The sequence below is a fragment of the Nostoc sp. CHAB 5836 genome (assembly GCF_020829445.1).
Lineage (GTDB): Bacteria > Cyanobacteriota > Cyanobacteriia > Cyanobacteriales > Nostocaceae > Nostoc.
Map to the genome: position 1 here is coordinate 1 of NZ_JAIVFV010000098.1, position 25,021 is coordinate 25,021.

At 40.6% G+C, this 25,021-nt stretch carries 32 protein-coding genes and 1 pseudogene; 13 read left to right on the forward strand and 20 right to left on the reverse strand.

Annotation, left to right across the window (positions count from 1 at the left end):
• Positions 1 to 465 precede the first annotated feature (465 nt).
• From LC605_RS19295 to LC605_RS19310, 4 genes are all read right to left on the reverse strand, one after another.
• Positions 466 to 906, reverse strand: a complete 441-nt coding sequence (locus LC605_RS19295; protein ID WP_229549127.1) for an ATP synthase subunit I — start codon at positions 904 to 906, stop codon at positions 466 to 468.
• A gap of 289 nt (positions 907 to 1,195) precedes the next feature.
• Positions 1,196 to 2,377, reverse strand: a complete 1,182-nt coding sequence (locus LC605_RS19300; RefSeq protein ID WP_229549128.1) for a class I SAM-dependent methyltransferase — start codon at positions 2,375 to 2,377, stop codon at positions 1,196 to 1,198.
• 586 nt (positions 2,378 to 2,963) lie between these two features.
• Positions 2,964 to 3,245, reverse strand: a complete 282-nt coding sequence (locus tag LC605_RS19305) for a type II toxin-antitoxin system VapC family toxin (RefSeq protein WP_306426871.1) — start codon at positions 3,243 to 3,245, stop codon at positions 2,964 to 2,966.
• 152 nt (positions 3,246 to 3,397) lie between these two features.
• On the reverse strand, positions 3,398 to 3,748 hold the full coding sequence (locus LC605_RS19310; RefSeq protein WP_229549130.1) for a type II toxin-antitoxin system HicB family antitoxin: 351 nt from the start codon (positions 3,746 to 3,748) through the stop codon (positions 3,398 to 3,400).
• A gap of 207 nt (positions 3,749 to 3,955) precedes the next feature.
• Here LC605_RS19310 and LC605_RS19315 point away from each other — a divergent pair, with 207 nt between their 5' ends.
• Positions 3,956 to 4,246, forward strand: a complete 291-nt coding sequence (locus LC605_RS19315; protein ID WP_229549131.1) for a hypothetical protein — start codon at positions 3,956 to 3,958, stop codon at positions 4,244 to 4,246.
• The gene (locus LC605_RS19320) at positions 4,243 to 4,680 is read left to right on the forward strand and encodes an Imm30 family immunity protein (protein WP_229549132.1); all 438 of its coding nucleotides are present in this window, start codon (positions 4,243 to 4,245) and stop codon (positions 4,678 to 4,680) included. The genes LC605_RS19315 and LC605_RS19320 overlap by 4 nt, the downstream gene beginning before the upstream one ends.
• Before the next feature lie 207 nt (positions 4,681 to 4,887).
• On the opposite strand, the gene LC605_RS19325 is transcribed toward LC605_RS19320, so the two are convergent.
• From LC605_RS19325 to LC605_RS19340, 4 genes are all read right to left on the reverse strand, one after another.
• Complete coding sequence (locus LC605_RS19325; protein WP_229549133.1) at positions 4,888 to 5,310, reverse strand: type II toxin-antitoxin system VapC family toxin; 423 nt, start codon at positions 5,308 to 5,310, stop codon at positions 4,888 to 4,890.
• Entirely contained in the window at positions 5,307 to 5,681 is a 375-nt protein-coding gene (locus LC605_RS19330; protein ID WP_229549134.1) for a hypothetical protein, read from the reverse strand. Before LC605_RS19330 ends, LC605_RS19325 begins: the two co-directional genes overlap by 4 nt.
• A gap of 229 nt (positions 5,682 to 5,910) precedes the next feature.
• Positions 5,911 to 6,261: a carbon dioxide-concentrating mechanism protein CcmK gene (locus tag LC605_RS19335; protein ID WP_229549135.1), complete on the reverse strand. Its 351-nt coding sequence runs from the start codon at positions 6,259 to 6,261 to the stop codon at positions 5,911 to 5,913.
• 85 nt (positions 6,262 to 6,346) lie between these two features.
• The gene (locus tag LC605_RS19340) at positions 6,347 to 6,658 is read right to left on the reverse strand and encodes a BMC domain-containing protein (protein WP_229549136.1); all 312 of its coding nucleotides are present in this window, start codon (positions 6,656 to 6,658) and stop codon (positions 6,347 to 6,349) included.
• Between the two features lie 274 nt (positions 6,659 to 6,932).
• Between LC605_RS19340 and LC605_RS19345 the strand changes: the two genes are divergently transcribed.
• Positions 6,933 to 7,820 (forward strand): alpha/beta fold hydrolase, encoded by an 888-nt coding sequence (locus tag LC605_RS19345; RefSeq protein WP_229549137.1) that lies wholly within the window; start codon positions 6,933 to 6,935, stop codon positions 7,818 to 7,820.
• A 173-nt stretch (positions 7,821 to 7,993) separates the two neighbouring features.
• On the opposite strand, the gene LC605_RS19350 is transcribed toward LC605_RS19345, so the two are convergent.
• From LC605_RS19350 to LC605_RS19360, 3 genes are read right to left on the reverse strand one after another with little or no spacing between them, the layout of a single operon-like run.
• A complete protein-coding gene (locus tag LC605_RS19350) occupies positions 7,994 to 8,896 on the reverse strand; it encodes a glycine betaine ABC transporter substrate-binding protein (RefSeq protein ID WP_229549138.1) in 903 nt (300 codons plus the stop codon).
• Positions 8,896 to 9,528 (reverse strand): ABC transporter permease, encoded by a 633-nt coding sequence (locus tag LC605_RS19355; protein WP_229549139.1) that lies wholly within the window; start codon positions 9,526 to 9,528, stop codon positions 8,896 to 8,898. The genes LC605_RS19350 and LC605_RS19355 overlap by 1 nt, the downstream gene beginning before the upstream one ends.
• Positions 9,529 to 9,536: 8 nt before the next feature.
• Positions 9,537 to 10,283, reverse strand: coding sequence for an ATP-binding cassette domain-containing protein (locus LC605_RS19360; protein WP_229549140.1), 747 nt, complete (start codon positions 10,281 to 10,283; stop codon positions 9,537 to 9,539).
• A 174-nt stretch (positions 10,284 to 10,457) separates the two neighbouring features.
• On the opposite strand from LC605_RS19360, the gene LC605_RS19365 reads away from it, so the two are divergent.
• Positions 10,458 to 10,760: a helix-turn-helix domain-containing protein gene (locus LC605_RS19365; protein WP_229549141.1), complete on the forward strand. Its 303-nt coding sequence runs from the start codon at positions 10,458 to 10,460 to the stop codon at positions 10,758 to 10,760.
• A gap of 317 nt (positions 10,761 to 11,077) precedes the next feature.
• Here LC605_RS19365 and LC605_RS19370 read toward each other — a convergent pair whose 3' ends face one another.
• From LC605_RS19370 to LC605_RS19380, 3 genes are all read right to left on the reverse strand, one after another.
• The gene (locus tag LC605_RS19370; protein ID WP_229549142.1) at positions 11,078 to 11,584 is read right to left on the reverse strand and encodes a DUF3368 domain-containing protein; all 507 of its coding nucleotides are present in this window, start codon (positions 11,582 to 11,584) and stop codon (positions 11,078 to 11,080) included.
• Positions 11,577 to 11,831 (reverse strand): UPF0175 family protein, encoded by a 255-nt coding sequence (locus LC605_RS19375; RefSeq protein ID WP_229549143.1) that lies wholly within the window; start codon positions 11,829 to 11,831, stop codon positions 11,577 to 11,579. Before LC605_RS19375 ends, LC605_RS19370 begins: the two co-directional genes overlap by 8 nt.
• Positions 11,832 to 12,012: 181 nt before the next feature.
• Entirely contained in the window at positions 12,013 to 12,213 is a 201-nt protein-coding gene (locus tag LC605_RS19380; RefSeq protein WP_229549144.1) for a hypothetical protein, read from the reverse strand.
• Positions 12,214 to 12,298: 85 nt separating this feature from the next.
• Here LC605_RS19380 and LC605_RS19385 point away from each other — a divergent pair, with 85 nt between their 5' ends.
• From LC605_RS19385 to LC605_RS19400, 4 genes and pseudogenes are all read left to right on the forward strand, one after another.
• The gene (locus LC605_RS19385) at positions 12,299 to 12,544 is read left to right on the forward strand and encodes a hypothetical protein (protein WP_229549145.1); all 246 of its coding nucleotides are present in this window, start codon (positions 12,299 to 12,301) and stop codon (positions 12,542 to 12,544) included.
• The gene (locus tag LC605_RS19390) at positions 12,544 to 12,807 is read left to right on the forward strand and encodes a type II toxin-antitoxin system RelE/ParE family toxin (protein ID WP_229549146.1); all 264 of its coding nucleotides are present in this window, start codon (positions 12,544 to 12,546) and stop codon (positions 12,805 to 12,807) included. Before LC605_RS19385 ends, LC605_RS19390 begins: the two co-directional genes overlap by 1 nt.
• Before the next feature lie 219 nt (positions 12,808 to 13,026).
• Positions 13,027 to 13,254, forward strand: coding sequence for an antitoxin (locus tag LC605_RS19395; protein ID WP_229549147.1), 228 nt, complete (start codon positions 13,027 to 13,029; stop codon positions 13,252 to 13,254).
• Positions 13,255 to 13,655: pseudogene (locus tag LC605_RS19400) on the forward strand (type II toxin-antitoxin system VapC family toxin).
• Between the two features lie 234 nt (positions 13,656 to 13,889).
• On the opposite strand, the gene LC605_RS19405 reads toward LC605_RS19400, so the two are convergent.
• From LC605_RS19405 to LC605_RS19420, 4 genes are all read right to left on the reverse strand, one after another.
• Positions 13,890 to 14,300 carry a hypothetical protein gene (locus tag LC605_RS19405; protein ID WP_229549148.1) on the reverse strand — a complete coding sequence of 137 codons (411 nt, stop codon included), beginning with the start codon at positions 14,298 to 14,300 and terminating at the stop codon, positions 13,890 to 13,892.
• Between the two features lie 434 nt (positions 14,301 to 14,734).
• Positions 14,735 to 16,666 (reverse strand): ABC-F family ATP-binding cassette domain-containing protein, encoded by a 1,932-nt coding sequence (locus LC605_RS19410; protein ID WP_229549149.1) that lies wholly within the window; start codon positions 16,664 to 16,666, stop codon positions 14,735 to 14,737.
• Positions 16,667 to 16,737: 71 nt separating this feature from the next.
• A complete protein-coding gene (locus tag LC605_RS19415) occupies positions 16,738 to 17,154 on the reverse strand; it encodes a DUF1824 family protein (protein WP_229549150.1) in 417 nt (138 codons plus the stop codon).
• Positions 17,155 to 17,489: 335 nt separating this feature from the next.
• Complete coding sequence (locus LC605_RS19420; RefSeq protein ID WP_229549151.1) at positions 17,490 to 18,338, reverse strand: prohibitin family protein; 849 nt, start codon at positions 18,336 to 18,338, stop codon at positions 17,490 to 17,492.
• A 353-nt stretch (positions 18,339 to 18,691) separates the two neighbouring features.
• On the opposite strand from LC605_RS19420, the gene LC605_RS19425 reads away from it, so the two are divergent.
• Together LC605_RS19425 and LC605_RS19430 are read left to right on the forward strand one after the other, a co-directional pair.
• Positions 18,692 to 20,500, forward strand: coding sequence for an ABC transporter ATP-binding protein (locus LC605_RS19425; RefSeq protein ID WP_229549152.1), 1,809 nt, complete (start codon positions 18,692 to 18,694; stop codon positions 20,498 to 20,500).
• Positions 20,501 to 20,663: 163 nt separating this feature from the next.
• Positions 20,664 to 21,092, forward strand: a complete 429-nt coding sequence (locus LC605_RS19430) for a hypothetical protein (RefSeq protein WP_229549153.1) — start codon at positions 20,664 to 20,666, stop codon at positions 21,090 to 21,092.
• Between the two features lie 4 nt (positions 21,093 to 21,096).
• Here the strand turns inward: LC605_RS19430 and LC605_RS19435 are convergent, their stop codons facing one another.
• On the reverse strand, positions 21,097 to 21,252 hold the full coding sequence (locus LC605_RS19435; protein ID WP_229549154.1) for a hypothetical protein: 156 nt from the start codon (positions 21,250 to 21,252) through the stop codon (positions 21,097 to 21,099).
• Between the two features lie 297 nt (positions 21,253 to 21,549).
• Between LC605_RS19435 and LC605_RS19440 the strand changes: the two genes are divergently transcribed.
• A complete protein-coding gene (locus tag LC605_RS19440) occupies positions 21,550 to 22,173 on the forward strand; it encodes a DapH/DapD/GlmU-related protein (RefSeq protein ID WP_229549155.1) in 624 nt (207 codons plus the stop codon).
• A 160-nt stretch (positions 22,174 to 22,333) separates the two neighbouring features.
• Here the strand turns inward: LC605_RS19440 and LC605_RS19445 are convergent, their stop codons facing one another.
• Positions 22,334 to 23,716, reverse strand: a complete 1,383-nt coding sequence (locus LC605_RS19445; protein WP_229549158.1) for a cytochrome P450 — start codon at positions 23,714 to 23,716, stop codon at positions 22,334 to 22,336.
• Positions 23,717 to 23,976: 260 nt separating this feature from the next.
• On the opposite strand from LC605_RS19445, the gene LC605_RS19450 reads away from it, so the two are divergent.
• Together LC605_RS19450 and LC605_RS19455 are read left to right on the forward strand one after the other, a co-directional pair.
• Complete coding sequence (locus LC605_RS19450; RefSeq protein ID WP_229549156.1) at positions 23,977 to 24,609, forward strand: ParA family protein; 633 nt, start codon at positions 23,977 to 23,979, stop codon at positions 24,607 to 24,609.
• Positions 24,609 to 24,989 carry a hypothetical protein gene (locus tag LC605_RS19455; protein WP_229549157.1) on the forward strand — a complete coding sequence of 127 codons (381 nt, stop codon included), beginning with the start codon at positions 24,609 to 24,611 and terminating at the stop codon, positions 24,987 to 24,989. Before LC605_RS19450 ends, LC605_RS19455 begins: the two co-directional genes overlap by 1 nt.
• Positions 24,990 to 25,021 lie beyond the last annotated feature (32 nt).

Here is a 25,021-nt window from a genome sequence, read left to right on the forward strand (position 1 = left end):
CCTACAAGGGAAGGGGAGCAAGAATCAAAGCCTCTCTTCGTGTCGGAGAGAGGAATGGAAGTGAGGTTTTAAGAATAAGTTGCACATCGCGTTAGTTAAGTGAACTACTCCGCCGTAAGACGGACGGGGCTTCCCAATTCATCGGGAACAGCTTCCAGAACTTTGTCGTTCTAGAAAGTCTGACATTCCCTCCAAGGGCAGGAGTCCTGGTTCCCAAGACCCAAATCTTTCTCTTCTCCCAAGGGGAGACGCCAAAGGCGATGCGACACTTACCTATCCAGCTTGGTTTTCGCTTACGGCATTGGTGGTCAAGATAGCCCAAAGCTTGTCAGAAAATTTTGGCGCTTCGTCATACATCCAAATATTTGTTTTTGCTGACGCAAAAAAACAATACCGGATGCAATCCTCAGCCCCCGCTCATAATCCCCACCTTATGATTACATTGAATCTGGGGAGTGCGATTCGTTAAGAATCAGGAATGAACGCAATTTGCACCATGTAGACGAGGAGCGTGGCTTTGTAAGTTAAAAATCCCAAAAATATGGGCAGAATCTGTAGCTCACGCCATTGAGTTGCTACGATCATGACTCCCATAAATAGAGCAAAACGAGTTTTGCTCAAGCTGGTTTTCTCACTACCGAGCTGCTCAACATCTCTAGCCAACATTTTTAAGTAAACCACACCTGTACACGCCCCAATTAAATAATTTAGGGCAATGTTCAAGGAATAAAAAATCCACACAGAGATAAAAATAACCCCCGTCAAGACAAGCGTGATTACCAACAATCGCTGGAAGAGTTGATAGAACTCTTGCATAGAGTTACCTGATTCTGTGTCTCCAGAACCAGTTTTAGCATCTTGTTGCGTTGTCGGAGTGGGCGCAATTGATTCGTCTGACAAGCTCACGAGACTTGAAACCAGTACAGTTAAATATGATGACTGCACATTCAGTCAGCTGAATCATATCACGATCCGGTAACAATACTTTAGGAAAAAACAATTAACTTCTTGTCAACCTTAGGTAGTCAGCAAAATCACCCTCTAAGAAGCGAGAGAGCGGCTTTTGAGATGCACAATACCCCGTTTTTGGGGCACTTTCTTAATCTACATTAATTTACCAAAAGTGGTGATGAGCGATCGCTCATCACCACGGGTATAAATTTTTTTCTTCTTTCCGTATCGAATGGAAGTGCGATTAGGTAGGTGTCAATAAAATCAGCTGCTGCTGAAGAAGTTTTCTCACCTCATCTAATCCCAGTTGCACACCTGCCAAAATTTCTGCCACTGTTGAATTAGCATCACACTTTTGCATAAACTCAAGCTCTGCTACAGATAAATTAACAATCTGGTAATCGTAATTAAAGAAACATTGACTAGGGAATCCTTCAATACAAGGATTCAGTTCGGGAATAGCTACCAATAGGACGTTATCGTCTGACCAGTCGGCTTTGTTGAGGGGAGGACGACCGAGGAAAAACTCGTAATGAGTGACTTCTGGATCAAGTAATTCTATCAGACGGTAAAGCTGGCGATCGCTCAACTCTTTTGCCCGTTCTACTAACTCTGGTGCTTTGCTCAAAAGTCTCTCTAAATCCCAGAAACTCGGATTGGAGAAACCAATAAATTCCAATCCCGAAGCATCAATTAATTCAAAGAGCGTCTCAATGTTGTAGTCAATTTCTTGAGGATGAACGTACATATCAGCAAAATATTCATCCTTGTTGTTTTCTAGTGACCAACGTTGTTTATCGTATTTGACAATTCGGTTATTTTCTGGTAAGGAAGCGAATATTTGTCGTCCGACTTGAACACCATCGCGGTAGTCGCCTTTTTTGTCACCTTGAATCAGGGCGATCGCTTTTTGCATGAGTTGAATTTCCCAGCGCCCTAACTCCCCATACACAAAAATGTGCATCAAACCGCCAGGGGCTAACTTTTTCGCCAAAGCTTGAATACCACCAATGGGATCGGGGGTATGATGCAAAACGCCAACACAGTTAATTAAATCAAATTCACCCGGTAACTGTTCCACATCAAACAAGCTGAGGTGATGAAATTCGACGCGGTTAGCCCCTGAACGCTGACAACGTTCTTTGGCTACAGCCAAAGCGCCACTACTGAGGTCAATTCCCACAACCGAAGCTTGAGGATTGAGGTGAACCAAGTACTCTGTACCCACACCAGTACCGCAACCTGCATCTAAAATCCGAATATCTTGTTTTTGAGGTTTTTGACCTGTGCAGAAGTTATGAGCCGCTAGCCAATTCCAGCGCCAGTTGTAGCCTGGAGGTGGTTCATCCAACAAGGCTTCCGGCGGAAAGGGGTAGGTATTGTAGAGTTTGGCAACAGCAGCACTAACAGTTTGGGAATCGGACATGATGAGGAATAACGCAGCATTTCTGAGTTTAACGGATAGTGGCTGATTAGAGGTTGTTTGAAAAGTCTAATTTATTACTGACCCTGGCGACTAGAAGTCGCGGCTACACGAGACTTTACCCACCGACCTGGGTTAAAACCCTTGATTTTGTATTAGTCCACGGAGGTGGACAACGCTAGTGTAGTAGCGAATTCCATTCGCCCAATACTAAAGTCCTCTTTCATCAGGGCTGTTCGCGGAGCGTTCCCGTAGGGTAGCCCTTACTATAAACTAAAAGCTTTTATTTTTTGTGACACTTGCGTAAGTCCTAGTAAATAAACTAAAAATTAAAGGAAAGTTGTTCAGTATAACTCAATAAATATTAAACTATAGGACTACTATTTGATTTCTGAACAGATACGTAGGGTGCGTTAGCGTTTCGCGTAACGCACCGAATCCTTAAGAATGGTGCGTTACGCTGTCGCTAACGCACCCTACAAATACTTAATGTTGTTCAAAAATCAAACCGGATTCCTATACTTTGGCGATCAAACTCAGATTAAATTCTCAGGAGTACTAAATGATGCAGTTTTTTAGTTGATAAATTTTAAGATATAGTCCAATCTTCTAAACGCAAATTAGGAACTTTCTCAAAATCTTTCCGATTGCGAGTAATTAAAATCCCACTCACTGACAGCGTAATTGCTGCAATGCGTAAATCTTGAGTACCAACGCGAATTTTTTGCTTAACTAATTCAGCATAAATGTTGCCAGCATCTTCGCTAAATTGCAAGACGTTAATACTATTTAAATCCTCTAATGTATCTTGTAATCTAGCATAAGCTAAGACTAATTCATCTGATGAATCAGCCCTATTAATGGTATTCATTCTTCCCCGTATTTGTTCAGTAGCCGTCACAATAGTTATGGCAATATCTTGAGGCTTAAATGTATTTAATCGCTTTCTAATAGATGGATTACCCCTTTGGATTAAAGATAGGTGATCCGTATCTAATATTCTTAAATTATTCACATCTAAATTTACTTAAACTCCCTTTTTTCATCTAATTCGCGCCGATATTCTTCTATATATTCCAGCATCTCATCAAATTGCGAATCATCTTTATATTTACCAGCTATTTTGAACCAAGGGTTTTCTACTACTTGGGGTACTTCAATTGCTAAAGTGACTATCTTGGCAGATTCTAAACGATTTTGCAAACTTTGACTAAGTTTTTCTATTGCTTCCGTTTCTGTATTTCCTAAACCTTGACAGTCTGGTAAACCTAGCAATGTTGCTTTAACTGTACCATCTGCTTGATTTTCAATAAGCACATCATAAGTTAACTTTGGTGCAGTTGTTAGACGGGTGGTTTTTACAGCTAAATTCATAATATTTTGATCTTTAAAATTTTATATTGATTATAACATTTAGGTTAATTTAGCCTTGAGACAATAGCGAATATGGAGTAAAAGATTATTAATAATCAACGTCAACTTATTCCCAGAGAGGGCAGTATAGGTACTTATGGGGACTTACTCAAACTAGGACGTAGAGGCGATAACCTTACACCTCATTATATACCTGCGGATGCTTTTATGAAAGCTAAAGTTCCTGATTATACTACAGATAGAGGAATTGCCATTTTGATGGAACATTTATCACCAGGAAAAGGAGGTCGTCATCGGCAAACAATTTCTTACGGTAAATCTCCTAATTTCAGCTTATCAGCAAGAGAAACATTAGCCCAAGAAGTTTGGGATGTGCGTTCTATTTATCTTCGTCAAGGTTTGTACAATAGAGAAATCAGGAGAAGTTTGCAAGGTTTAATTAACCTGAATAGACTAACTTGGCAAGGTATTTTTGATAAAGTAGGTTTAAACCCATGAATCAAAACAATTTATTGGCAATTTTAAGAGAAAATCGCTTGATGCAAACTCAACCGCAAGTTACCGACTTTGAAAATGCTTTAGCTGAAATAGCTGACAATCCTGATGTTCAAAATTTATCTGCATATCATCTAGTTTTAGATGATCAATGTCAACAGCCAGAAGTGATGTTCAGCTTAATTCATTTTCTCGAATCTTTTGATATAGAAGAACAAATTGCAGTTTTTATTAAAGTTGTACCCCAGTTAATGATCAATGCATCTGAATGGACAAGAATCATTCATGACAGGATTTTAAATGATGATTCAGCTTGCCAAGCTGATCACAAACTTTTACACTCAGCTAATTTGAACACACCTCATTTTCTCTATCATCTCTTGGAAGAAAGTATTGTAAATAAACTAAAAATTAAAGGAAAGTTTTCCAGTAAGTAAGTCGGCAAGAATAAATCAAACTATATTACGAAACGTAAATATACCTTAAACCCTTATAAATGACAAAGGACAAATGACAGCCTTAGCCAGTTAGCTTTATTTGCGTCGCTCTACTTATAACTCAATAAATATTAAACTACTTTGGCGCTCAAACTCAGATTAAATTCTGAGGGATACTAGATTATGCAGTTTTTTAGTTGATAAATTTTAAGATATAGTCCAATCTTCTAAACGCAAATTAGGAACTTTCTCAAAATCTTTCCGGTTGCGGGATACTAAAATACCATTTACTGATAGCGTAATTGCCGCAATTCGCAAATCTTGTGTACCAATGCGGATTCTTTGACGAATCAAGTCTTCGTAACAGTTAATAGCATACTCGTCAAATGCTAGCGAACGCACGTTTTTGAAAAACTCTAAAGTAGCCTGTAACTTGGCGTAAGCTAATAGCAATGCATCAGATGAAGAAGCCTTTCTGATTACATTAAACCTCCCACGCAGTTGTTCTTCAACTGTAATTATCGTTATGGCAATGTCTTCAGAATTAAGTGCATTGATACGCTGCGTGACAACTGGATGTCGCTGTTGAAAAAGTGAGACGTGATCCGTATCAAGTATCCATAAAGTCACTTAGTTTCATTCTCCGCATCAAGTTGACGATAATATTCCTCCATTTGCGCGTCAAGTTCACGGCGATCGGCTTCTATATATGCCAGCATCTCGTCAAATTGCGGATCATCCTTGAACATACCTGCAAATTTCATCCAAGGATGTTCGGTTTGGGGAGGTTCAATTTCCAAAGTTACTATTTCTGGTTTTCGCTCTTGCAAAAGTTGAATTAGTTTCTCTAGAGCTGCTTCTTTAGTCACACCAGAGCCTTGAAAATCTGGCAAGCCTAACACCTTCGCAATAACTCCGCCATCTTGTTGATTTTCAATCAGTACATCATAAGTTAACTTTGGTGCAGTATTGTTAGGATAAGCTTTGACAGTTAAATTCATAATATTTTGAACATTGAAGTTTTATATTGATTATAACTGCTAACCTTTAGTTCGTAATGTACCCTTTTGGGTAAGCAAGCTACCCGTAGGGTCTAGTAGAGAGAGCTTTCTCTCTTTTTCTACTTGTGTAAAAATTGCCACCAATAAGAGTGCGATCGCTTTTCCCTACTTAATTAAACGTCGCACTGATGGCAATATTTGGCATTATCTATCAATTCCCTCCCAGAATCTATCGGCCGTTCGAGGATCTAACAATGGGATTTTCTACAGATTCTCGATACTGTTGGACTTGTTCTGTGTAACCAATTGGCAGAACAGCTTCAACGTTTTCATGGGGACGAGGAATAATCACCCACGATTCTAATGTACCGCCATAAACATTTTCTGCGGCTTCAACACCAGCAGCCATAGCGGCTTTTACTTCAGAAACATCGCCACGAATATTAACTGTAAAGCGAGCGCTACCTACTCTGATATAACCAACAAGGGTAACTCGACCAGCTTTTACCATCGCATCTGCTGCTGCTAGCACCGCCGGAAAACCTTTAGTTTCGAGTGCTCCAACTGCCTGTAATGACATTATTAATCTCCTGTATGAATAAACGATATGGGGGCTACAAATTAATTCTACGAAGCTTCGCTACAGATTCTGATAGCAAAATTGCTTAGAACATCCGGAAAGGTTCTGATTTTTCAGTGAAATGGATTGGTAATATGGTTTCCACATTTTCCGGGGGATTGGGAACGATGTAGTGGGTGATTACTGTGCCAACTTTTACTTGCTCTCCAGCGACGATTCCGGCTTCAACAGCTCTATTTACTTCAGAAACGTGTCCGCGAACGGCGACTAACAAGCGAGCGCTTTCAGCTTGACCATAATACACTATTGTGACTGCGGCAGCTTTCACCATTGCGTCTGCTGCTGCTAAGACACTAGGAAAACCTAAAGTTTCAATTACGCCAACGGCCATTGGCATGGCATTAGCTCCAGGATAAAGGATAAGCGATTTTAATTGTACGTGGCTTTAGTCCCAATTTTGACATTTTGGTAAACTAATTTTTGAAGGAGTGGGGAGACACGATTAGTCGCCTCTGTAGTAGTGAGTTAGGAGTTAAAATGTTTTGATAGTGGCTGGTTTATGTTTTAGATATTATAAATAATACCTTACTCAGCATCATGGTTTGAGTAATTTTGTTGTTTCACAAAATCAGCGATCCGTGGAAGCAAGCTAGTACGATAAACTGAAATTTATGTTTCCAAATTTTCTTCCGACATCTGTTGCGCAACTTACAGAACCTAGTTCGATCGCATTAGCTCGCAGTATTCAAACTTCTGCGATCGCTACTCCTTTAATTAATCAACCAGTTACGACAACATTTGTCAAACAAGGGTGTGGTGGAACCCCGATTTTATTAATTCACGGTTTTGACAGTTCTGTATTAGAATTTCGGCGACTTTTGCCACTGCTTTCGGAAAATAATGAAACCTGGGCAGTGGATTTGTTGGGTTTTGGGTTTACAGATAGACTCTCAGGAATTGCCTATAGCCCAACTGCAATTAAAACCCATCTTTATTATTTCTGGAAAAGCCTAATTAACCAACCTGTAATTCTAGTGGGTGCTTCAATGGGGGGTGCGATGGCGATTGATTTTACGTTGGCTTACCCGGAAGTGGTGAAAAAACTGGTGTTAATCGACAGTGCGGGGTTAGCAGGTGGTTCACCATTAAGTAAATTCATGTTTCCCCCCTTGGATTATTTAGCAACTCAATTTTTGAGTAATCTGAAAGTGCGCGATCGCGTTTCTCGAATTGGATATAAAAATCAAACTCTTGCCTCTATCGATGCGCTATGTTGTGGTGCATTACACCTACAAATGCCGAGTTGGAATCAAGCTTTGATTGCTTTTACTAAAAGTGGTGGTTATAATGCTTTTAAGTTTGACATCTTATCACAAATTGCGCAGCAAACGCTAATTTTGTGGGGCGATTCTGATAAAATCCTGGGTATTAAGGATGCCGCAAAGTTTCAAAAGGCAATTCCACACAGTACTCTCACCTGGATTCAAGATTGTGGTCATCTTCCACACCTGGAACAACCACAAATAACTGCCCAGCATATTTTAGACTTTCGAGTTTAATTGTAAGTAGAGCGACGCAAATAAAGCTAACTGGCTAAGGCTGTCATTTGTCATTTGTCATTTGTCATTTATAAGGGTTTAAGGTGTATTTACGTTTCGTAATATAGTTTGATTTATTTATTGTTGCCGACTTACTTAGTTAAAGTAGTCGAAGTAAGTCGAGGTATTAGGAATTATTTTAATCCCTTCGATTTCCGAAACTCCTGCACAACATCTTTAATATCACGTAATTCCCCCTCAACTAAATAGTTTAACTGTCGCATTTCGTCTGCCGAAATTTTTCCAGCAAGTGAGGCGATCGCTGTTTTTAATTCTGGATATTTTTGTAATATTTCTTGTCGAACAATTGGCACAGTTTCGTAAGGTGGAAAATACTGTTTATCATCCTTTAGTACAACTAAACCCAAGCGAGAAATCTGTCCGTCGGTGGAATTACCCGCTACCATATCCACCTGTTTTTGAATCAAAGCACGATATATTAAACCCAAGTCCATAATTTGGGGAGATTTGGCAAAACGTAAATCGTAAGTTTTAGCTAATCCGGGAAAACCATCTTCCCGTTCTAAAAACTCGTAGCCGAAACCGCCACGCCACTGTGGTGTATATTGAGTAGCTTGGGAGAGAGTTTGAATGTTGTTGCGCTTGGCATCTTCACCCCGGATAGTCATCGCAAAAGTGTTTTCAAAACCCAAGCTTGGCATCACTTCCAAATTGAATTGCTGGGCGTAAGCTTGTTTTAATCTTTGATAAACTTCTTTAGGATCATTAACCGCTTTTTGCCTTAAAATTCCAGTAAAAGCTGTGCCTGTATACTCAATATATGCATCAATTTTGCCTGAAGTAATCGCACTATGACAAACAAAAGAACCACCCAAACGGGGACGACGATCTACTTTTAAATTCGTTGTCGCCTCGATTTGTTGCGCTAACAGTTCACCTAAAATATCTTGTTCAGTAAAATCTTTGGAAGCAACGATAATATTACCACCGCTACTACTATTGATATTCGGCGTGCAGCCAGCGATTAGGAGTAACACAGCAAAAGTTAAAATGCAAAATGCCAAAAATCTTTTCATTAACTTTTAATTTTTAATTTATTCTCCATCCAGCCGATTGCAAAGTCAGCCAGCAATGCAATTACCGCCGCCGGAACTGCACCAGCTAAAATTAACTGATCGTTCACTACTGATATGCCGCGAAAAATAAACACTCCCAAACCACCAGCCCCAATTGCGGCTGCAATAGTTGCAATACCAATGGCAATTACCGTTGCAACTCGCACTCCTGCCAAAATTACTCCCATTGCTAAGGGAATCTCAACTTGTAATAATAATTGTCTATCTGTCATCCCCATGCCTCTTCCAGCTTCCCGAATCGCTGGATCGACGCTAGTAATACCTGTGTAAGTGTTACGAATTATCGGCAGCAAAGAATATACAGTTAGGGCAACAATTGCTGGTACTGCACCAATTCCGCCAATTATGGGAACAGGAATGAGTAAGCCAAACAGCGCCAAACTAGGAATAGTTTGGAGAATATTCGCTATGCCGAGAATTGGCTGACGGAGATAAGTTTTACGTGTAATTAAAATACCTAATGGAATGCCTACAAGTATAGCAATTGTAATTGCAATGCCGACCAAAAATAGGTGTTCTAAAGTATGCTGAAGAATTTCTGGGGCATACTTAACCAGGAAGAAATTTTTCATAAAGTATCTTATAGGGAACGCAGACATTGGAGAAAGGCGAGACTTTCTGGGTGTTGCGATCGCATAAATTCATCTGTTGTCCCCAATACTACCAATTCTCCGCCATACATTAAACCAATTTTTGATGCCAAAACTAAGGCTTCTTGAATATCATGGGTAACAAAAACAACTGTCTTGCCTAATTTTTGCTGCAAATGCCGAAACTCTTGTTGAAGTTCTAAGCGCGTAATTGGATCGAGTGCGCCAAAGGGTTCATCCATCAACAACACCGGCGGATCTGCCGCTAAAGCCCTGGCTACACCGATTCTTTGCCTTTGTCCTCCCGAAAGTTCGTGCGGGTAACGCCCAGCGAATTGTACCGGTTCTAAGCCTACTAATTGCAACAATTCATAAACCCGGGTTTTTATTTGTTTAGGTGGCCAACCTTCTAAAGAAGGGACTAAACCGACATTGCGTTCAACTGTAAAATGGGGAAATAAACCAATTTCTTGAATAACATAACCAATTTTGCGCCGCAGTTTAATTTCATCCCATTGAGTTGTGGGAATATCATCAAATAAAACTTCGCCTTGTGTGGGTGTAAATAGGCGATTAATTAACTTCATTGTTGTGGTTTTGCCGCTACCACTGCGTCCAAGTAATACTAATGCTTCTCCTTGGCGGATGGTGAAATTGAGATTTGACACCAATGGGCGATGATTGCGGCTAAAGGTGACATCGCGGAATTCAACGGCAGTTTGGTTATTTTGCGGCATGAGTGGCTTTTGGTGGACGCTAGCTATATGTATTATCTGCTAATTTTGCTAGCGTGCTAACGTCCAATTTGTCAGACAAGTTGCTCAAACAACTTGTTAGGGATTTTGAACAGATAAATTATTTAATAGTGCAAGTTGCTGGTGGCACTTTGCCACCGGCTAGAGAAGAAACAGATGAAGAAAACTAATGATGCACTAAAAATTATTAAAAGAATGATGAAAGAAGATCCAGAATTACAAGAGATGGTTAGAGAATCATCAATAAATGCTCAAGTATCTCAAATCATCTACGATGCACGTAAACAAGCGGGACTAACGCAGCAACAATTAGCCGATTTAGTCGGTACTACCCAATTAGTTATTGCTCGATTAGAAGATGCTGACTATGAGGGACATTCTTTATCTATATTGGCTGGGATTGCAGCAGCTTTAAATCAAAAAGGAGAAATTAAAATGTCACCTAAAGATGTTGCTTAAAACCGATCATGGCAGAAATTCAAGCAGTTCGCACTGAGCATAAAGATGGTGAGTCAGTGACTATAGAGAATAATATTTAGTGTGAGACATTTAGGAGAAGAAGTTTTGACAACTATTACTGATATTGGTACACTGATTAACCATCATTCTGGAATACATAGACACCAGAGATAGTTTGTAAATGCAATACCTGCTTGATACCAGCAAAGCAGCTTGTTGATGGATATGGCTGCGTAGGCAAGACTTTTGTAGGCGATCGCAGTTTATGGAAGCGCGATCGCTTTTTGCCGATAAGATAAATCTACACATCTAATGCACTACTCACCAACAAGTTTAAGTGCTGACTCCAAAACTTGTGTACTGACTCTAAAACCAACCTGAGTAAGTTGTTCAAAAATCGGTTTAGCGGCTTCTACCTTACCTTCCCGTTTTGCAAGCAGAATAACACCCAGAGTTCCCCGCGCCGGAATCTCTAAAGCAAGTGCTGCGGTTTTTGCGGCGCGTAGGCGTAGCCCGCCGCAGGCATCGTCTAAAATTGCTTCATAGCCAGGATTGTTATATATCCAGGTGAGAACGTGACTCTCTCCTAAACCAAGACCCCATGCAGCAATCACTGGATCAACTTGTTCCACATCTTGAATATAGCTAGTTCCTTCATTCAAAATCCAGAGTTTTGCAGGGTCATTATCCGGTGCAATGCAGATTTCTTGAACAACACCGCTAGGAATGACAACCTTACTACAAAGTTCCCAGAGCAAATGAACTTGGTTAATCTTAGTCAGCACAATCAATGGGGAAGCATTTACAACCCATTGTCTAGTCACGCGCTAACTCCTGGGCTAATTCTTCAGGAGTTACTTGAAAAGGTGTAACATTATAGCGATCGAGTGCTTCTAGGAATTGGTGACGGCTAACTCCGGCAATTTCAGCAGCCTTAGATTGGGAAAGTGTACCAACTTCATACCATTTGACAGCAGCCGCTAAACGCATCTCTTGAACAAACGTTTCTGGGTCACTGCGGAGTGCTGAAAAAACATCATTTGGAAGTTCGATGTTAATTTGGATGGTCATAAATTCAGTATTATTTATGGAGAGCTAATAGCGTGGTCAAGAAGAACAATCAAATACTACCATTACTAACAGAGGCTGACAGAGAAGAGTTAAAAAGCTCATTGCCAATGATAACCCCTGGCGATCGCTCATCGACAGTTTAGACAATTTCTCTGGTGATTTTATGACTAATTGCGATCGCTCACTCATGAACACCAGAGATAGTTTGTAAATGCAATACCTGCTTGATACCAGCAAAGCGGCTTGTTGATGGGTATGGCTGCGTAGGCAAGACTTTTGTAGGCGATCGCAGCAGTTTATGAGAAATAGTTAGTTGTCTCTTGTGGAAGAGCGATCGCAATCGTGGGTTAGGCGAATTTAATGCTGCGATCGCACCCCACAAGCATGAGGGCTTGACAAAAATATAACTGTTAGAATCAGCATAATGGTGTCAAAATGCGAAAAAAAACACACCCAAAAGGATAAAAATGCCAGCTATTGTTAAATTACAACTCTCCTTAGAAACTTTAGCAGAAGCAATATCTTCCCTTGATTTAACAGAAAAACGTCAACTTCAAGAACTAATTGAGCAACAAATTTTTGAAGCGGAAGAAGCGTTGTACGAAGACGATGCAGAAACACTGGCAGAAATTCAAGCAGTTCGCACTGAGTATAAACATGGTGAGTCAGTGACTATAGATGAATATCTTGCTAACCGCTCCCAGCAGAGATAATGAGTTATGCGATCGTTATTTCCAAGTCGGTACAAAAGCAGATTGACAACTTACCAAGAGATCTTGCCCTGCGTGTTATTGAGAAAATTCAAAATCTTGCTTCTGAACCACGTCCTGATGGAATTGTCAAATTAAAAGGTTCTGATAACGAGTATCGTATTCGGATTAGTGATTATAGAGTTCGTTACGAGATTAATGATGAAAGTAAACTTATACAAATTTTGCAGTGCAAGCATCGGAAAGATGTTTATAAAAAAAGTTAGTCCTGATTAATTGTTAGTCAGCACAATCAATAGAGAAGCATTTACAAGCCATTGAAGTTGCTTAAAAACCAATACAGTTCAGTTAAGCATTTCTTCCCTCTCTTTCTCTCTTCTCTCTGTGCCCTCTGCGCCTCTGTGGTTCGTAAAAAAAAGAGTTTCAGCCCTTTTGTGAACCGTATTGGCTTAAAAACCATCATGCAACAGAAGAAAAGTAAGATCATGAACACCGCCAAACTCAGTACTGATGGCACTCACCAAGTTGTTATTTTGCCCGAAGATTTTCAACTTACTGGCACAGAAGTCTATATCAAAAAAATTGGTAATGCTATTATTCTCATTCCCAAAGATAACCCCTGGCGATCGCTCATCGACAGTTTAGACAATTTTTCCGATGATTTTATGACTACTAGAGATCAGCCACTCTTCGACACCAGAGAGAGTTTGTAAATGCGATACCTGCTTGATACCAATATCTGCATTTACCTCATCAAACAAAAACCCCAAAAAGTGCTGGATAAATTTAAAATCCTGAGTATTTCTGATGTCGGTATCTCCTCCATCACTGTTGCAGAACTGGAATACGGAATTGCCAAAAGCCAACAGCAAGAGAAAACCGCACCGCCCTGCTACAATTTTTACTACCTCTAGAAATTGTTGATTTCAATCAAGCATCTGCGACGATTTACGGCAGCATTAGAAGTGATCTCGAAAGTAGAGGACTCATCATTGGTGCAATGGATATGCTCATCGCCGCTCACGCTCTAAGTTTAAGAGTTACCCTTGTTACCAATAATGTCCGAGAATTTTCTCGCATTGCTACACTGTTATTAGAGAACTGGGTTGAATAGGTGTAAAAAGGCGATGTTTAAGAGGTTGTTTGAAAAGCATAGCACCGAGCGAATATAATTCGCGGCTATACAAACGTTCGCGTAGCGTCTCGCAGAGAAGTCCACCTACGGAGACTAACAAAAAATCAAGGTTTCTCAACCCACGGAGGTGGGTTTTGCCTGTGTAGCCGCGATTTCTAATCGCCAAGGCTTTTCAAACATCCTCTTAAATTAGTACCAGTCGCCTATAAATAATCAAAGTTTTGTAAAAACATCGTCTTCAGTATAGTCCTCGGACAGTTCGCATTTACCGTCTGTTCCATATATGACCCATCTGTATAGATTTGGTACACTAAGAAAAGTCAATGTAGCATACAACAGTGTCTGACAACCACTTGAAAGATTAGTACGACTTATAACAACATCAGCAGTGCGATTATCATAGAACACACCAGTGATTTTATGGAATATGGTAGGCGTGTTGGTTACTGTACCCTCAAAAGTACAACCCTTCTGCGTATAATTCACAATAAGACCATTTGGTCTTTTCCAATAACCGCTGGCGTCAGGACAAGCTTTTTGAGCGATCGCAGATTCTTGTATGGGAACAAAAGAACCCAAAAGCAAACCGGAACTAACAATAAGCAAACCAAAGAAGTTTTTCACGAAGATACTCCCAGTTGTTTTATCTAATGGTGTTAATACTGTTGTGTTGTAAAGATTTGTCGTTTAGAGCAAGCAAAACATAGCCCTGACAGATGGTCAGAAAGCTAGAATGTAGCCATCCTGTTTTAATTTTCAGACACAGTGCCAAAAATTACTTAACCAGTTATCAAACAGTTACAAACTTTTATATACCCAATTCAGGCTTAGAAATATCTGAGGTAAGAACACAACCCAATACTGTTCGGTTAAGCATACATAAAAAATAACTAACGCACCATGTGAATTCACATCTTGCACCGGCCGAATGGAATTCGCGGCTACACAAACAAAGTCCACCTCCGTGGACTAAGGAAAAATCAAGGGTTTGAACCCAGGTCGGTGGGTTTTGTCTGTATAGCCGCGATTTCTAATCGCCAGGGCTTTTCAAACAACCTCTAAGACTCCATCTCTGCCAATTCTAACCAGCGTTCAGTCGCCACATCGATCGCTTGTTTAAGATTTTCCACCTGTTCATACAATTTCTGCACCTGGCTATAATTACCCGGTGAAACATTCCCTAGTGTTTTCTCAACTTCTACCTTCTCAGCTTCTAACTGGGCAATTTTACCTTCCAACTGCTGAAATTCTTTTTTTTCCCAATTGGATAATCTACGCCGCTTGGTATTCTCGACATCCTTGGGTGCAGATGCACCATTTTGGGTTTCGATATTTTTCGGTTTCTCCTTAGTATTAGCAGCTTGTTGCTGTGCTGCTTCTTCAGCCTTCTTATAGTCCAGATAAATCGAGTAATTACCTGGATATTGCCGGAGATTACCGCCTGACTCAAAGGAAAATACGGTGTCGATGGTGCGATCGAGGAAGTAGCGATCGTGAGAAACTACAATTACACACCCCACAAAATCTTCTAAATAATCTTCTAGTACTGCCAATGTTTGCACATCTAAATCATTTGTCGGTTCATCTAAAATCAAAACATTGGGCGCACTCATCAAAACTCGCAACAGAAATAAACGGCGTTTTTCACCACCCGAAAGTTTACTAATTGGAGCATACTGTTGATTACCAGGAAACAAAAAGCGCTCCAACATTTGCGAAGCAGTAATTTGAGTTCCATCGGTTATTTTGATAAATTCTCCTTCTTCTTTGATGTAGTCAATCACGCGCTGATTTTCGTTTAAAGCTGTCAGCAATTCTTCAGAATGCTGGTCAAAATAACCGATGTGAATGGTAGTCCCAATTTCTGCAATACCTGAATCTGGCTGAATCTGACCAGTAATAATCTCCATTAAAGTGGATTTACCAGCACCATTAGCGCCGATAATGCCAATGCGGTCTTCTGGGCTAAATTCGTAGGTGAAATTATTAATCAGGGTACGTCCATTGTATGCCTTGGAAATGTTATCTAATTCAATAACCTTTTTCCCAATGCGACGACCAACTGTCGAAATATCAACTTTACCCTGAACTTGTTTAAATTCAGTATCCCGCAAAGCATGAGCGCGGTCAATTCTAGCTTTTTGCTTAGTACTTCTGGCTTTCGGGCCTTTTTTCAGCCATTCCAACTCGCGCCGCAACAAACCTTGGTGTTTACGTTGACTACTTACAGCAGATTCTTCAGCTAAAGCTTTCTTTTCGAGATAATATGAATAATTACCTGTATAAGTGTAAATGTCGCCTCGGTCAATTTCGATAATCCGATTGGTAACGCGATCTAAAAAGTAGCGATCGTGAGTTATTAAAAAAAGTGCGCCACGATAGCGATTTAAATAACTTTGTAACCATTCTACAGAAAGAGCATCCAGATGGTTTGTCGGCTCATCCATCAGCAAAACATCGGGTTCTGATAGCAAGGCTGATGCTAAAGCAATGCGCTTGCGATAGCCTCCAGATAAAGTGCCTATCTTTGCATCAAAGTCAGAAATTCCTAATTTTGTCAGGATGATTTTGGCATTAGTTTCTAGTTCCCAAGCATCACTCGTATCCATCTGTTGCATCACTACAGAAAGACGAGACATCAGTTGACTGTCATCTGGATAGTGAACCAATTTATCTGAGAGTTCCTCATACTCACGCACCAAAGCAATATGTTCGCCGCTGTCGGCGAAAACTTGCTCTAAAACCGTGTGATTTTCATCTAAATCTGGCTGCTGAGGTAAGTAGATAATTTTAGAAGCGGAGTTGATTAAAATTTGCCCGCTATCAATTGATTCTAACCCCGCAATCATTTTTAATAGGGTTGATTTACCAGAACCATTAGTACCAATTAAACCAACTTTATCAGTAGCATCGAGGCTAAAGCTAGCATCTTTCAAAATTTCCTTGATGCCAAAGTCTTTTTTGACTGATTGTAGTGTAATAATACTCATAGGATTTAATTCATTAATTACTTTTCATTAGTGAGTAGGCAAGGCATATACCCCACCTACATTGCCGAATTTTATACAAATAAATCCAAGGGTAAATGTCCATACATCTCGTTGATTCCCCCTTCGTCGTAAGACTGGCAAGATACTAATACTCCACGATGATGTCCAGCATAAGAATCGAGATAACACAAGCCATTTTTACCATTAAGTTTGATATAAACTGGCCCTTCAGGTGTAAGTAAATTATCTGGTGGTTCATAACCTAAAGCCAAAGAATAGGTTTTCATTGCTAATATTCCTTCTTCTGCTGTATCAGCACAAATTCCTAAAATTTGGTAATCAGCAAGCTTGGTAACCAAAATTAAGGCGTTACGAACTACAACTTTTTCTGATGGCTTGAGGATAGGCGCAATGTCTAGACAATTGAATTTGTTCAGTATTTTTTTTGCGTCTTTGTCGGTGAGATTTTGAGGATTGGGGGTTGACATAAACTTCGACTATTATCTTGTTGGTTTTTCTGTTGTGTTTGAGTTGAGACTAGACCAATTTATACTATTTTGGATTGGGAATTGTCCAAGGGTTGTAAAATTTGCCCGAAGTCAAAACAAATTCCATAATAGAGCTTGTTATTTAATGCTCACTCCCTTTTACAGGGCTATTTCATTCTAGACATAAACCACCCGGAACTTCAGTTCCTGGCTCATAGCTAAAGTACGTTTTAACGGACTACAACCTTTTCTCAGTCGTTTAGACGACTTTCGCTATTAGACTCAGAATTCATTCTGAGGCGGGCTAGAGGAGAATGAAATAGCCCTGCTCCCTTTTACGGTTGATTTTGGACATTTCCAAGGTTGAATATGAAGGGGACACCGCTTTTTGAGTCACCACCCATAACTAGGACTTTCGGCATCTGAGCGCCTCCAGACTTCCAAGCTTCAATTGCTTCTTTTTGCAGAACCAACTGTCCTCCTTGGGCTTTGAGTGTCTCTGCTAAGAGTCTTTGAGCTTCTGCTCTACCTTTGGCGCGATTAACATCTGCTTGTGCTTCTTGTTCAGCTTCACGTGCTACATAAACGGCTCTTTGCGCCCGTTGTTCAGCAATTTGTTTTTCTTCGACTGCTTTGGCAAATTCTGGTGAGAATGCTAAATCAACTACGCTAGTATCTAACACTATTATCCCATATTTGTCTAGGCGATCGCCTAATGCTTGATCAAAGTCTTCTTTCAATTCACTTCTTTTGGTAATTGCCTCTTCTACCGTTCTTCTGGCTGCTGCAATTTTAAATGCTTCTTGCGTTTGGGGTGCAATTATTTTTGATACAATGTTCTCTAATGTTCCTTGTTTCCTTCTAACTTCAACTACCTGGATCGGATCAAGGCGAAAGTTAATCGCAAATCTCGCAGATAAGTTTTGCAAATCCTTAGTAGAACTTTCTGCTGGTACTTCAAACTTTTGCACCGTCAAATCATACACATCTATCACAGTGATAAAAGGTGGCTTGACGTGAATACCTTCCAATAAAGCACCGTCTCTCGCTTTACCCAAGATGCTGATCACTCCTGCTTGTCCTGGGTTAATAATGATAAAGGAATTTAGCCCGATAATCACTAGTATTGCTAACACAATTCCGAAAACTGTGGTTTGCCAATTACCCAATTGCTGATTTTTCAAGTTATTTTCCCCAATATGAGTTTGTCATTTGTCGTTTGTCATTTGTCATTTGTCATTTGTCATTTGTCATTTGTCATTTGTCACTTGTACTGAGCGACTCGCCCTGAGTTTACGGTGAGCGCAGTCGAACTGCGCAGTCGTTCGCGTAGCGTCCCGTAGGGAAGGGAGTCGAAGTATTGGTCATTTGTCATAGTTATTCCCCAGTCTCCATTACTCCTTATCCCCAGTCCCCAATCCCCAAGTTACTAGTTTAAGTGTCTCATTAGTCTGCCTGAATCAATCTTCAGACTCAGGACTCAGGACTCCAAACTTTGTTCCGTGCTAATATCAGCTACACGAAACCGCAAAAAGCCGTGGCTACTGTATTAAAATCTCATCGGGTATCAAAAAGGCGTAGACATTCAACGCACCCTCTCCAACGTTTGCTTGAGTATGGACACCAGTATCGTAAACAAATTTGGCTGGCGACTACTTATTCTATCCTGAATAAATTTTTAGACTTAGCACCACCCGGCTTAATTGGTGTCGCGGTGGATGTGGTGGTCAAGCAACAGGATTCCATAATTGCACAGTTAGGGGTACGCGATGTCTTTGGACAATTTTTGATTATTTCCTTCCTGACTGTGATCATTTGGATACTAGAATCTGTTTTTGAGTACGCCTACGCTCGACTTTGGCGGAATTTGGGTCAGAATATTCAGCATGACTTACGTTTGGATGCATACAAACATTTGCAAGAGTTGGAATTGGCTTATTTTGAAGAACGCAGCACTGGCGGTTTAATGTCTATCCTTAGTGATGATATTAACCAATTAGAGCGGTTTTTGGATGGAGGAGCAAATGATATTATCCAAGTTTCCGCAACTGTTCTAATTATTGGCACAGCTTTCTTTATTTTGGCTCCTAGTGTAGCGTGGATGGCTTTGTCACCGATGCCGTTTATCCTCTGGGGTTCCTTTGCTTATCAACGACTACTTGCGCCTCGTTACGCCGATGTCCGGGAAAAGGTAGGTTTCCTGAATTCGCGTTTGGCAAACAATCTTAGCGGAATTACTACTATTAAAAGTTTCACTGCTGAAGCTTATGAAGCCTCTCGTTTGGAATTAGACAGTGAAGCTTATCGCCGTAGTAACTCTAAAGCAATTACTCTTTCTGCTGCTTTTGTCCCGTTAATTCGGATGTTGATTTTAGTCGGGTTCACGGCATTACTTTTATATGGCGGGATGGCAGCAGTTTCTGGAAAAATGTCTGTAGGTACTTATAGTGTATTAGTTTTTTTAATTCAGCGTTTGTTGTGGCCTTTAACAAGATTAGGCGAAACCTTTGACCAATATCAACGCGCAATGGCTTCTACTAATCGAGTCATGAATTTGCTAGATACTCCCATTGCCATTCATACTGGAAATGTAGCTTTACCTGTGGATCAAGTGCGCGGTGAAGTGCAATTTAAAAATGTTTATTTTGCCTATAAAGATAGATTTCCAGTGATGAAAAATCTGTCTTTGGATATTCCGGCGGGGAAAACCATTGCAATTGTCGGTTCCACTGGTTCTGGTAAAAGTACTTTAGTCAAACTCTTATTACGGTTATACGAAGTGCAAGCTGGAAGTATTACTCTAGATGGTATTGACTTGGAAAGTTTGAATTTGCAAGATTTACGCCGTTGCATTGGTTTGGTGAGTCAAGATGTCTTTCTATTTCATGGCACTGTAGCAGAGAATATTGCTTATGGTAGTTTTGAGACTACAGAGCAAGAAATCATCACGGCGGCGAAGGTGGCAGAGGCGCACGAATTTATTATCAACTTGCCCCAAGGTTATGAGACAATTGTGGGGGAAAGAGGACAAAAGTTATCTGGTGGGCAAAGACAACGGATTGCGATCGCCCGTGCAGTCTTGAAGAATCCCCCCATTCTGATTTTAGACGAGGCAACCTCGGCAGTGGATAATGAGACAGAAGCGGCAATCCAGCGATCGCTCGAACGGATTACAGTAGATAGAACTACAATTGCGATCGCTCATCGTCTTTCTACCATCCGCAATGCCGATTGCATTTATGTCATGGAACATGGGAAATTGGTAGAATCAGGAACCCATGAGCAATTGTTGGAGAAAGATGAGATTTATTCTAGTCTCTGGCGCGTCCAGAGTGGCTTGAAATAGTCCTTTGAAAGTGACTTGTAAAATCTCTTTTTTTCTCTGTGTTCTCTGTGTCTCTGCGGTTTAAAAGTAATTTATTTAACCTTGTTAGGCGCAGATAACACAGAGAGAATAAATTATAGAAGATGTCAATTACGAATTACGAATTACGAATTACGAATTATTTATGATGTTTGGTAGTACCCAGCCGGAATCAGGTGATAACAAGTGGCGTCGCCAGTTGGATAAGTTTGTCAAAGGAAATCAGCAAGAATTGGCGGCGCTGTTTTGGGGATTGTGGTTAGCAAATGGTGACAGTCAAGGTACTGTTGGTATTGATTTGCAACCAACGCCGCATTTTGTTTATTGTCCGAAAGAGCAAATAGAGAATTTAAATATTAAGGTTGAGAATCGGCTGCAAGAAATTTTGGGAATTGTTGAGAATCATAAACCCGAAGTGGAAGTTGTGATGATTGGGATTGGTAAGGGGGAAATTAAGTTAATTCAATTTGCACCCAAACCACCACCACCGATTTGTTTTGAACAAGCTGGTAAGGATGTGGATGGGTTATTGGAAGTGCTGGAACAGCGCATGAATGAAGAGTTGAAGTTTTGACTACCTAAGCCTTGAAGTTTAGCAATGCCAGTATTGAAGAATCGATATCTAAAAGCCAATTTTCATCAATAAATTCCAAATTTTCATTGTAAACAAGAACTAACTCACCTAAGTAGGTCGGCGCAATTAAAGCTAACTGGCTAAGGCTGTCATTTGTCATTTGTCCTTCGTCATTTACAAGGCTTTTAAGCCTATTTACGTTTCGTAACATATTTAGGTTTTTTCGCGCCAACTTACTTAGCTTTTGAGAATCTGAACTCCGAGATCAAAGCTCGTAACGTTTAGTTTACCTTTACAAGGCTAGCATCCCCCACGGCACTTTTAGATAAACGGTATTCGCACGGGAGAAAATACTCTAATTGGGGAAACCTAATAAATGTGGAGGGTGTTAAAGTCCCCTCGTCGTTTTTCCTCCCTGGTTGAAAGCCAGAGTGTTTCTGAACTTCTATGAGTTTTTATGAAAGAGATTAAAAATAAAATTACGAATAAATTAGAGCGACTATTGGAACAATGGTTAGTACCTCGTTTGGTACGATGGGGAGAATACTTAGAAACCAAAATCAGGCGCTATAAGCATCAAGAACTGAAAGGTAAATTAAAATTTTGTGGTTCTGGTCTACGATTTAAGCGAGATATTACAATTGACCATCCGCAAAATGTATCTTTGGGAAATAAAGTCTACATCGGCCCCGATGTCTTATTAGATGGACGTGGCGGAATCACAATTGGCGACAACACTACAGTTGGATTTAACGTGGTTATTCTCTCTGCAAATCACGACTATCAAAGTAATGATTTGCCCTATGAGCATAATGTCTATATTCATAAACCTGTTGTCATTGGTCGCAATGTTTGGATTGGCGGAAATGTCCTAATTATTCCGGGAGTTACTATTGGAGATGGTGCAATTGTGGCGGCTGGTACTGTTGTAACTGCTAATGTTGAACCTTTAGCAATTGTTGGAAATCAACCTATGAGAACAATTAAATACCGTGACAAAGAACATTATGAACAACTCGCTTGTAAGCAAGAGATTCAACCTGAAATATCAGCTAATTCTGACAGTGAACAGCATAACTGATGGGTGCAGTATAGTTTTGACCTCTCTCCAAACCTCTCTCCTAAAAGGAGAGAGGCTTTGAATCTTACTCCCCTTCCCTTATAGGGAAGGGGTTGGGGGTTAGGTCTGTATTGCACTCAACTGAGAACTGCTATACGATCGCAATTAGCCGAATTTGATATTATACCAACACTGGCGTATTAGCCCGCTTAACTTGAGGTGTTGCAACCATCCGCATTCCAGCGGGTGCAGCTAAAGTTAAACCACGGCGCACAGGATGCACAGGACGTTTATTTACTAGGGATACTTGAAATTCTGACAAAACAGTTGCTAAGACAATTTTCATTTCATACTGAGCAAATGCCATGCCAATACAGCGACGATTACCGCCACCAAAGGGTAAATATTCATAAAGTGAATATTGTCTTTCTAAAAAGCGTTCTGGTTTAAACTGTTTGGATTGTGGGTAAACTTCTTCCCGATGATGCGCTAAATAAATACTGGGGACTATTGCCGTTCCCTCTCGCAGATCATAGCCCATAATTTTAATTGGGGTCTTCACAATCCGCACGAAAGCAGTCATGACAATTGGGTAAATTCGCAAGGTTTCTTGGCAAACTGCGGTCAAATAGGGCAATTTAGCCACACTACTAAAATCGGGGTTCACTTCAATGGTGTTGAGTTCCTGTAGCAACTTCTCACGCACCTCTGGTAAATGATCAATCCAGTAAAAAGCCCATGTCAATGCAGAAGCGGTAGTTTCATGTCCCGCAATTAGTAGTGTCATTAACTCATCGTGTAATTCTTCATCTGACATCCCTTGACCATCGTCGTAACGAGCAGCCATCATCAAACTCAGGATATCCTGGCGATTTTGTTCAGATTCGGCCCGACGTTCTCGAAGCAAAGCATAAATAAGTTGATCAATTTTTTGCCGTTGTTGCAGAATCCAACCCCACGGACTCCACGGCCCAAAATCTTTTTGCATGAACTGAAAAAAGAAGGCGCCAGACATTATAGGTGAAGTGATGAAGTCTAGTAAGTCACTTAGCGATCGCCTCAGTTCTTCAAACAACTCTCCATCATTCAAACCGAATACAACCCGCAGAATGACACGCAAGGTGATTTCTTGCATCGACTCGCGGATATTAAAAGGTTTACCAATTTGCCATTGATGACTCACCTGTCGGGTTATTTCCCGAATTTCTTCACCATAAGCCCGCATTCTTTCGCCATGAAAGGGAGGGGCTAATAGTTGCCGTTGGCGCTGGTGGCGATCGCCATCTGATAACATGAAGGAGCGATCGCCAAGTAAAAATTTTAGTCCGATGTTCCCCCTCCCAACCTCAAAATGGCTGGAATCAGCAGTAAAAATCTGCTCAAGCGCTTGGGGTTGACTAAAATACACAAGATGGTTATCAGACCGACTACTCCTGATTGTGAAAGTGTCACCGTAGATTTTGGCAAAATCATCCACATATTTTACAGGCTGACTAATAAACTTGATCATCCTCAACCAGCGCGGCATTTGAGGCCCATTCGGTAAATTGTAAGTTGTTGTCATCGGAATTTGTGGAATTGATGGCTTCTGAATTTTATTGTTACGAGTTTTCATGTTATTTCGGGTTACAGAAAGCGTTATATTCATCACAGGGCTATTTCGTTCTCATCTAGCCCGCCTCAGAATTAATTCTGAGTCTAATAGCGAAAGTTGTCTTTAGACTACTGAGAAAAGGTTATAGTCCGTTAAAACTAAACATGAAAAAGATTTCTTCCCCTACTTCCCACTCCCCATTACCCACTCCCTTTTTCTAGCTTAAAGCAGTGCCAAAAATCATCGCGATTCTCAACGGTAAAGGAGGAGTCGGTAAAACGACTACCGCAGTCAATCTGGCTGCAAACTTTGCGCAGAAAAAAAAGGTGCTGCTGATTGACGCAGATATTCAAGGTTCTGCTAGCTGGTGGTTTGGGCGCAGTCAGCAGGGAATGGGATTTGATCTATCTCAAGAAACTGATCCGACACTTTTAGGTGATTTAAGAAAGATAACAGGGTACGATTTAATAGTGGTAGATACGCCTCCGGCGCTGCGCTCTGAAGCATTAGTGACGGTAGTGGCGATCGCAGATTATCTCGTTTTGCCTACACCCCCAGCCGCAATGGATTTAGCAATCCTCGTGGAGACGGTTAGGGAAGCCGTCATCCCCTTGGGAACCCCCCATCGTGTACTACTCACCAAAGTCGATACGCGCAGTCTGGGGGAGGCACAAGAAGCAAAAAACACTCTCAATCGCTTAGGTATTCCTACTTGTAATACCTTCATCCGTGCCTATAAAGCTCATGAACGAGCAGCACTCGAAGGTGTAGCAATTACTCAATGGCGAGGCGGAAACGCACGGGAGGCGGAATTAGACTACCGCCGTGCGGCTGATGAATTACAGCGTGATTGGAGAAAATAATGGTTAAGAAACAAAGTCTCTCTGAGTTACTACAAGAAGAGGCGCAAAAATTTACACCCCCAGAAGGTGAATCTGCGATCGAAGTTACAGCCGAAAAAATTGTGGAAGAACAGGCTTCATCAGATGAAGAATCTTCAGCAGAAACACCTGATCCAACTTCTACTAAGCGCACAAGTCCCACTAAGGCTGATTTAGAAGCAACTGTCAAAGAATTGACAAGTAATCTAGAAACAAGCCACAAAAAAGAAGCATCTCTTGGACAAGAAGTTGCTGAGTTGCAATCAAAATTATCTAAACAAAAAACATTTGCATCAGAACAAAAATCAGCCGCAATCAAGAGATTTGGGAAAGTTTGTATATTTCGGCACAAAGTTATCTGAATCAGTACTTGATGAAAATGGTTAATTCCGAT

Bases quoted from the DNA above. Each gene is read 5' to 3' on its own strand.
- LC605_RS19340 (WP_229549136.1), bottom strand. From the start codon at position 6,658: ATGCCAATGGCCGTTGGCGTAATTGAAACTTTAGGTTTTCCTAGTGTC.
- LC605_RS19335 (WP_229549135.1), bottom strand. From the start codon at position 6,261: ATGTCATTACAGGCAGTTGGAGCACTCGAAACTAAAGGTTTTCCGGCG.
- LC605_RS19355 (WP_229549139.1), bottom strand. From the start codon at position 9,528: ATGAAAAATTTCTTCCTGGTTAAGTATGCCCCAGAAATTCTTCAGCAT.
- LC605_RS19395 (WP_229549147.1), top strand. From the start codon at position 13,027: ATGAACACCGCCAAACTCAGTACTGATGGCACTCACCAAGTTGTTATT.
- LC605_RS19305 (WP_306426871.1), bottom strand. From the start codon at position 3,245: ATGAATACCATTAATAGGGCTGATTCATCAGATGAATTAGTCTTAGCT.
- LC605_RS19360 (WP_229549140.1), bottom strand. From the start codon at position 10,283: ATGCCGCAAAATAACCAAACTGCCGTTGAATTCCGCGATGTCACCTTT.
- LC605_RS19345 (WP_229549137.1), top strand. From the start codon at position 6,933: ATGTTTCCAAATTTTCTTCCGACATCTGTTGCGCAACTTACAGAACCT.
- LC605_RS19330 (WP_229549134.1), bottom strand. From the start codon at position 5,681: ATGAATTTAACTGTCAAAGCTTATCCTAACAATACTGCACCAAAGTTA.
- LC605_RS19415 (WP_229549150.1), bottom strand. From the start codon at position 17,154: ATGTCAACCCCCAATCCTCAAAATCTCACCGACAAAGACGCAAAAAAA.
- LC605_RS19385 (WP_229549145.1), top strand. From the start codon at position 12,299: ATGCCAGCTATTGTTAAATTACAACTCTCCTTAGAAACTTTAGCAGAA.
- LC605_RS19445 (WP_229549158.1), bottom strand. From the start codon at position 23,716: ATGACAACAACTTACAATTTACCGAATGGGCCTCAAATGCCGCGCTGG.
- LC605_RS19300 (WP_229549128.1), bottom strand. From the start codon at position 2,377: ATGTCCGATTCCCAAACTGTTAGTGCTGCTGTTGCCAAACTCTACAAT.
- LC605_RS19390 (WP_229549146.1), top strand. From the start codon at position 12,544: ATGAGTTATGCGATCGTTATTTCCAAGTCGGTACAAAAGCAGATTGAC.
- LC605_RS19310 (WP_229549130.1), bottom strand. From the start codon at position 3,748: ATGAATTTAGCTGTAAAAACCACCCGTCTAACAACTGCACCAAAGTTA.
- LC605_RS19320 (WP_229549132.1), top strand. From the start codon at position 4,243: ATGAATCAAAACAATTTATTGGCAATTTTAAGAGAAAATCGCTTGATG.
- LC605_RS19365 (WP_229549141.1), top strand. From the start codon at position 10,458: ATGAAGAAAACTAATGATGCACTAAAAATTATTAAAAGAATGATGAAA.
- LC605_RS19440 (WP_229549155.1), top strand. From the start codon at position 21,550: ATGAAAGAGATTAAAAATAAAATTACGAATAAATTAGAGCGACTATTG.
- LC605_RS19410 (WP_229549149.1), bottom strand. From the start codon at position 16,666: ATGAGTATTATTACACTACAATCAGTCAAAAAAGACTTTGGCATCAAG.
- LC605_RS19430 (WP_229549153.1), top strand. From the start codon at position 20,664: ATGATGTTTGGTAGTACCCAGCCGGAATCAGGTGATAACAAGTGGCGT.
- LC605_RS19315 (WP_229549131.1), top strand. From the start codon at position 3,956: ATGAAAGCTAAAGTTCCTGATTATACTACAGATAGAGGAATTGCCATT.
- LC605_RS19455 (WP_229549157.1), top strand. From the start codon at position 24,609: ATGGTTAAGAAACAAAGTCTCTCTGAGTTACTACAAGAAGAGGCGCAA.
- LC605_RS19435 (WP_229549154.1), bottom strand. From the start codon at position 21,252: ATGACAAATGACAGCCTTAGCCAGTTAGCTTTAATTGCGCCGACCTAC.
- LC605_RS19350 (WP_229549138.1), bottom strand. From the start codon at position 8,896: ATGAAAAGATTTTTGGCATTTTGCATTTTAACTTTTGCTGTGTTACTC.
- LC605_RS19375 (WP_229549143.1), bottom strand. From the start codon at position 11,831: ATGACCATCCAAATTAACATCGAACTTCCAAATGATGTTTTTTCAGCA.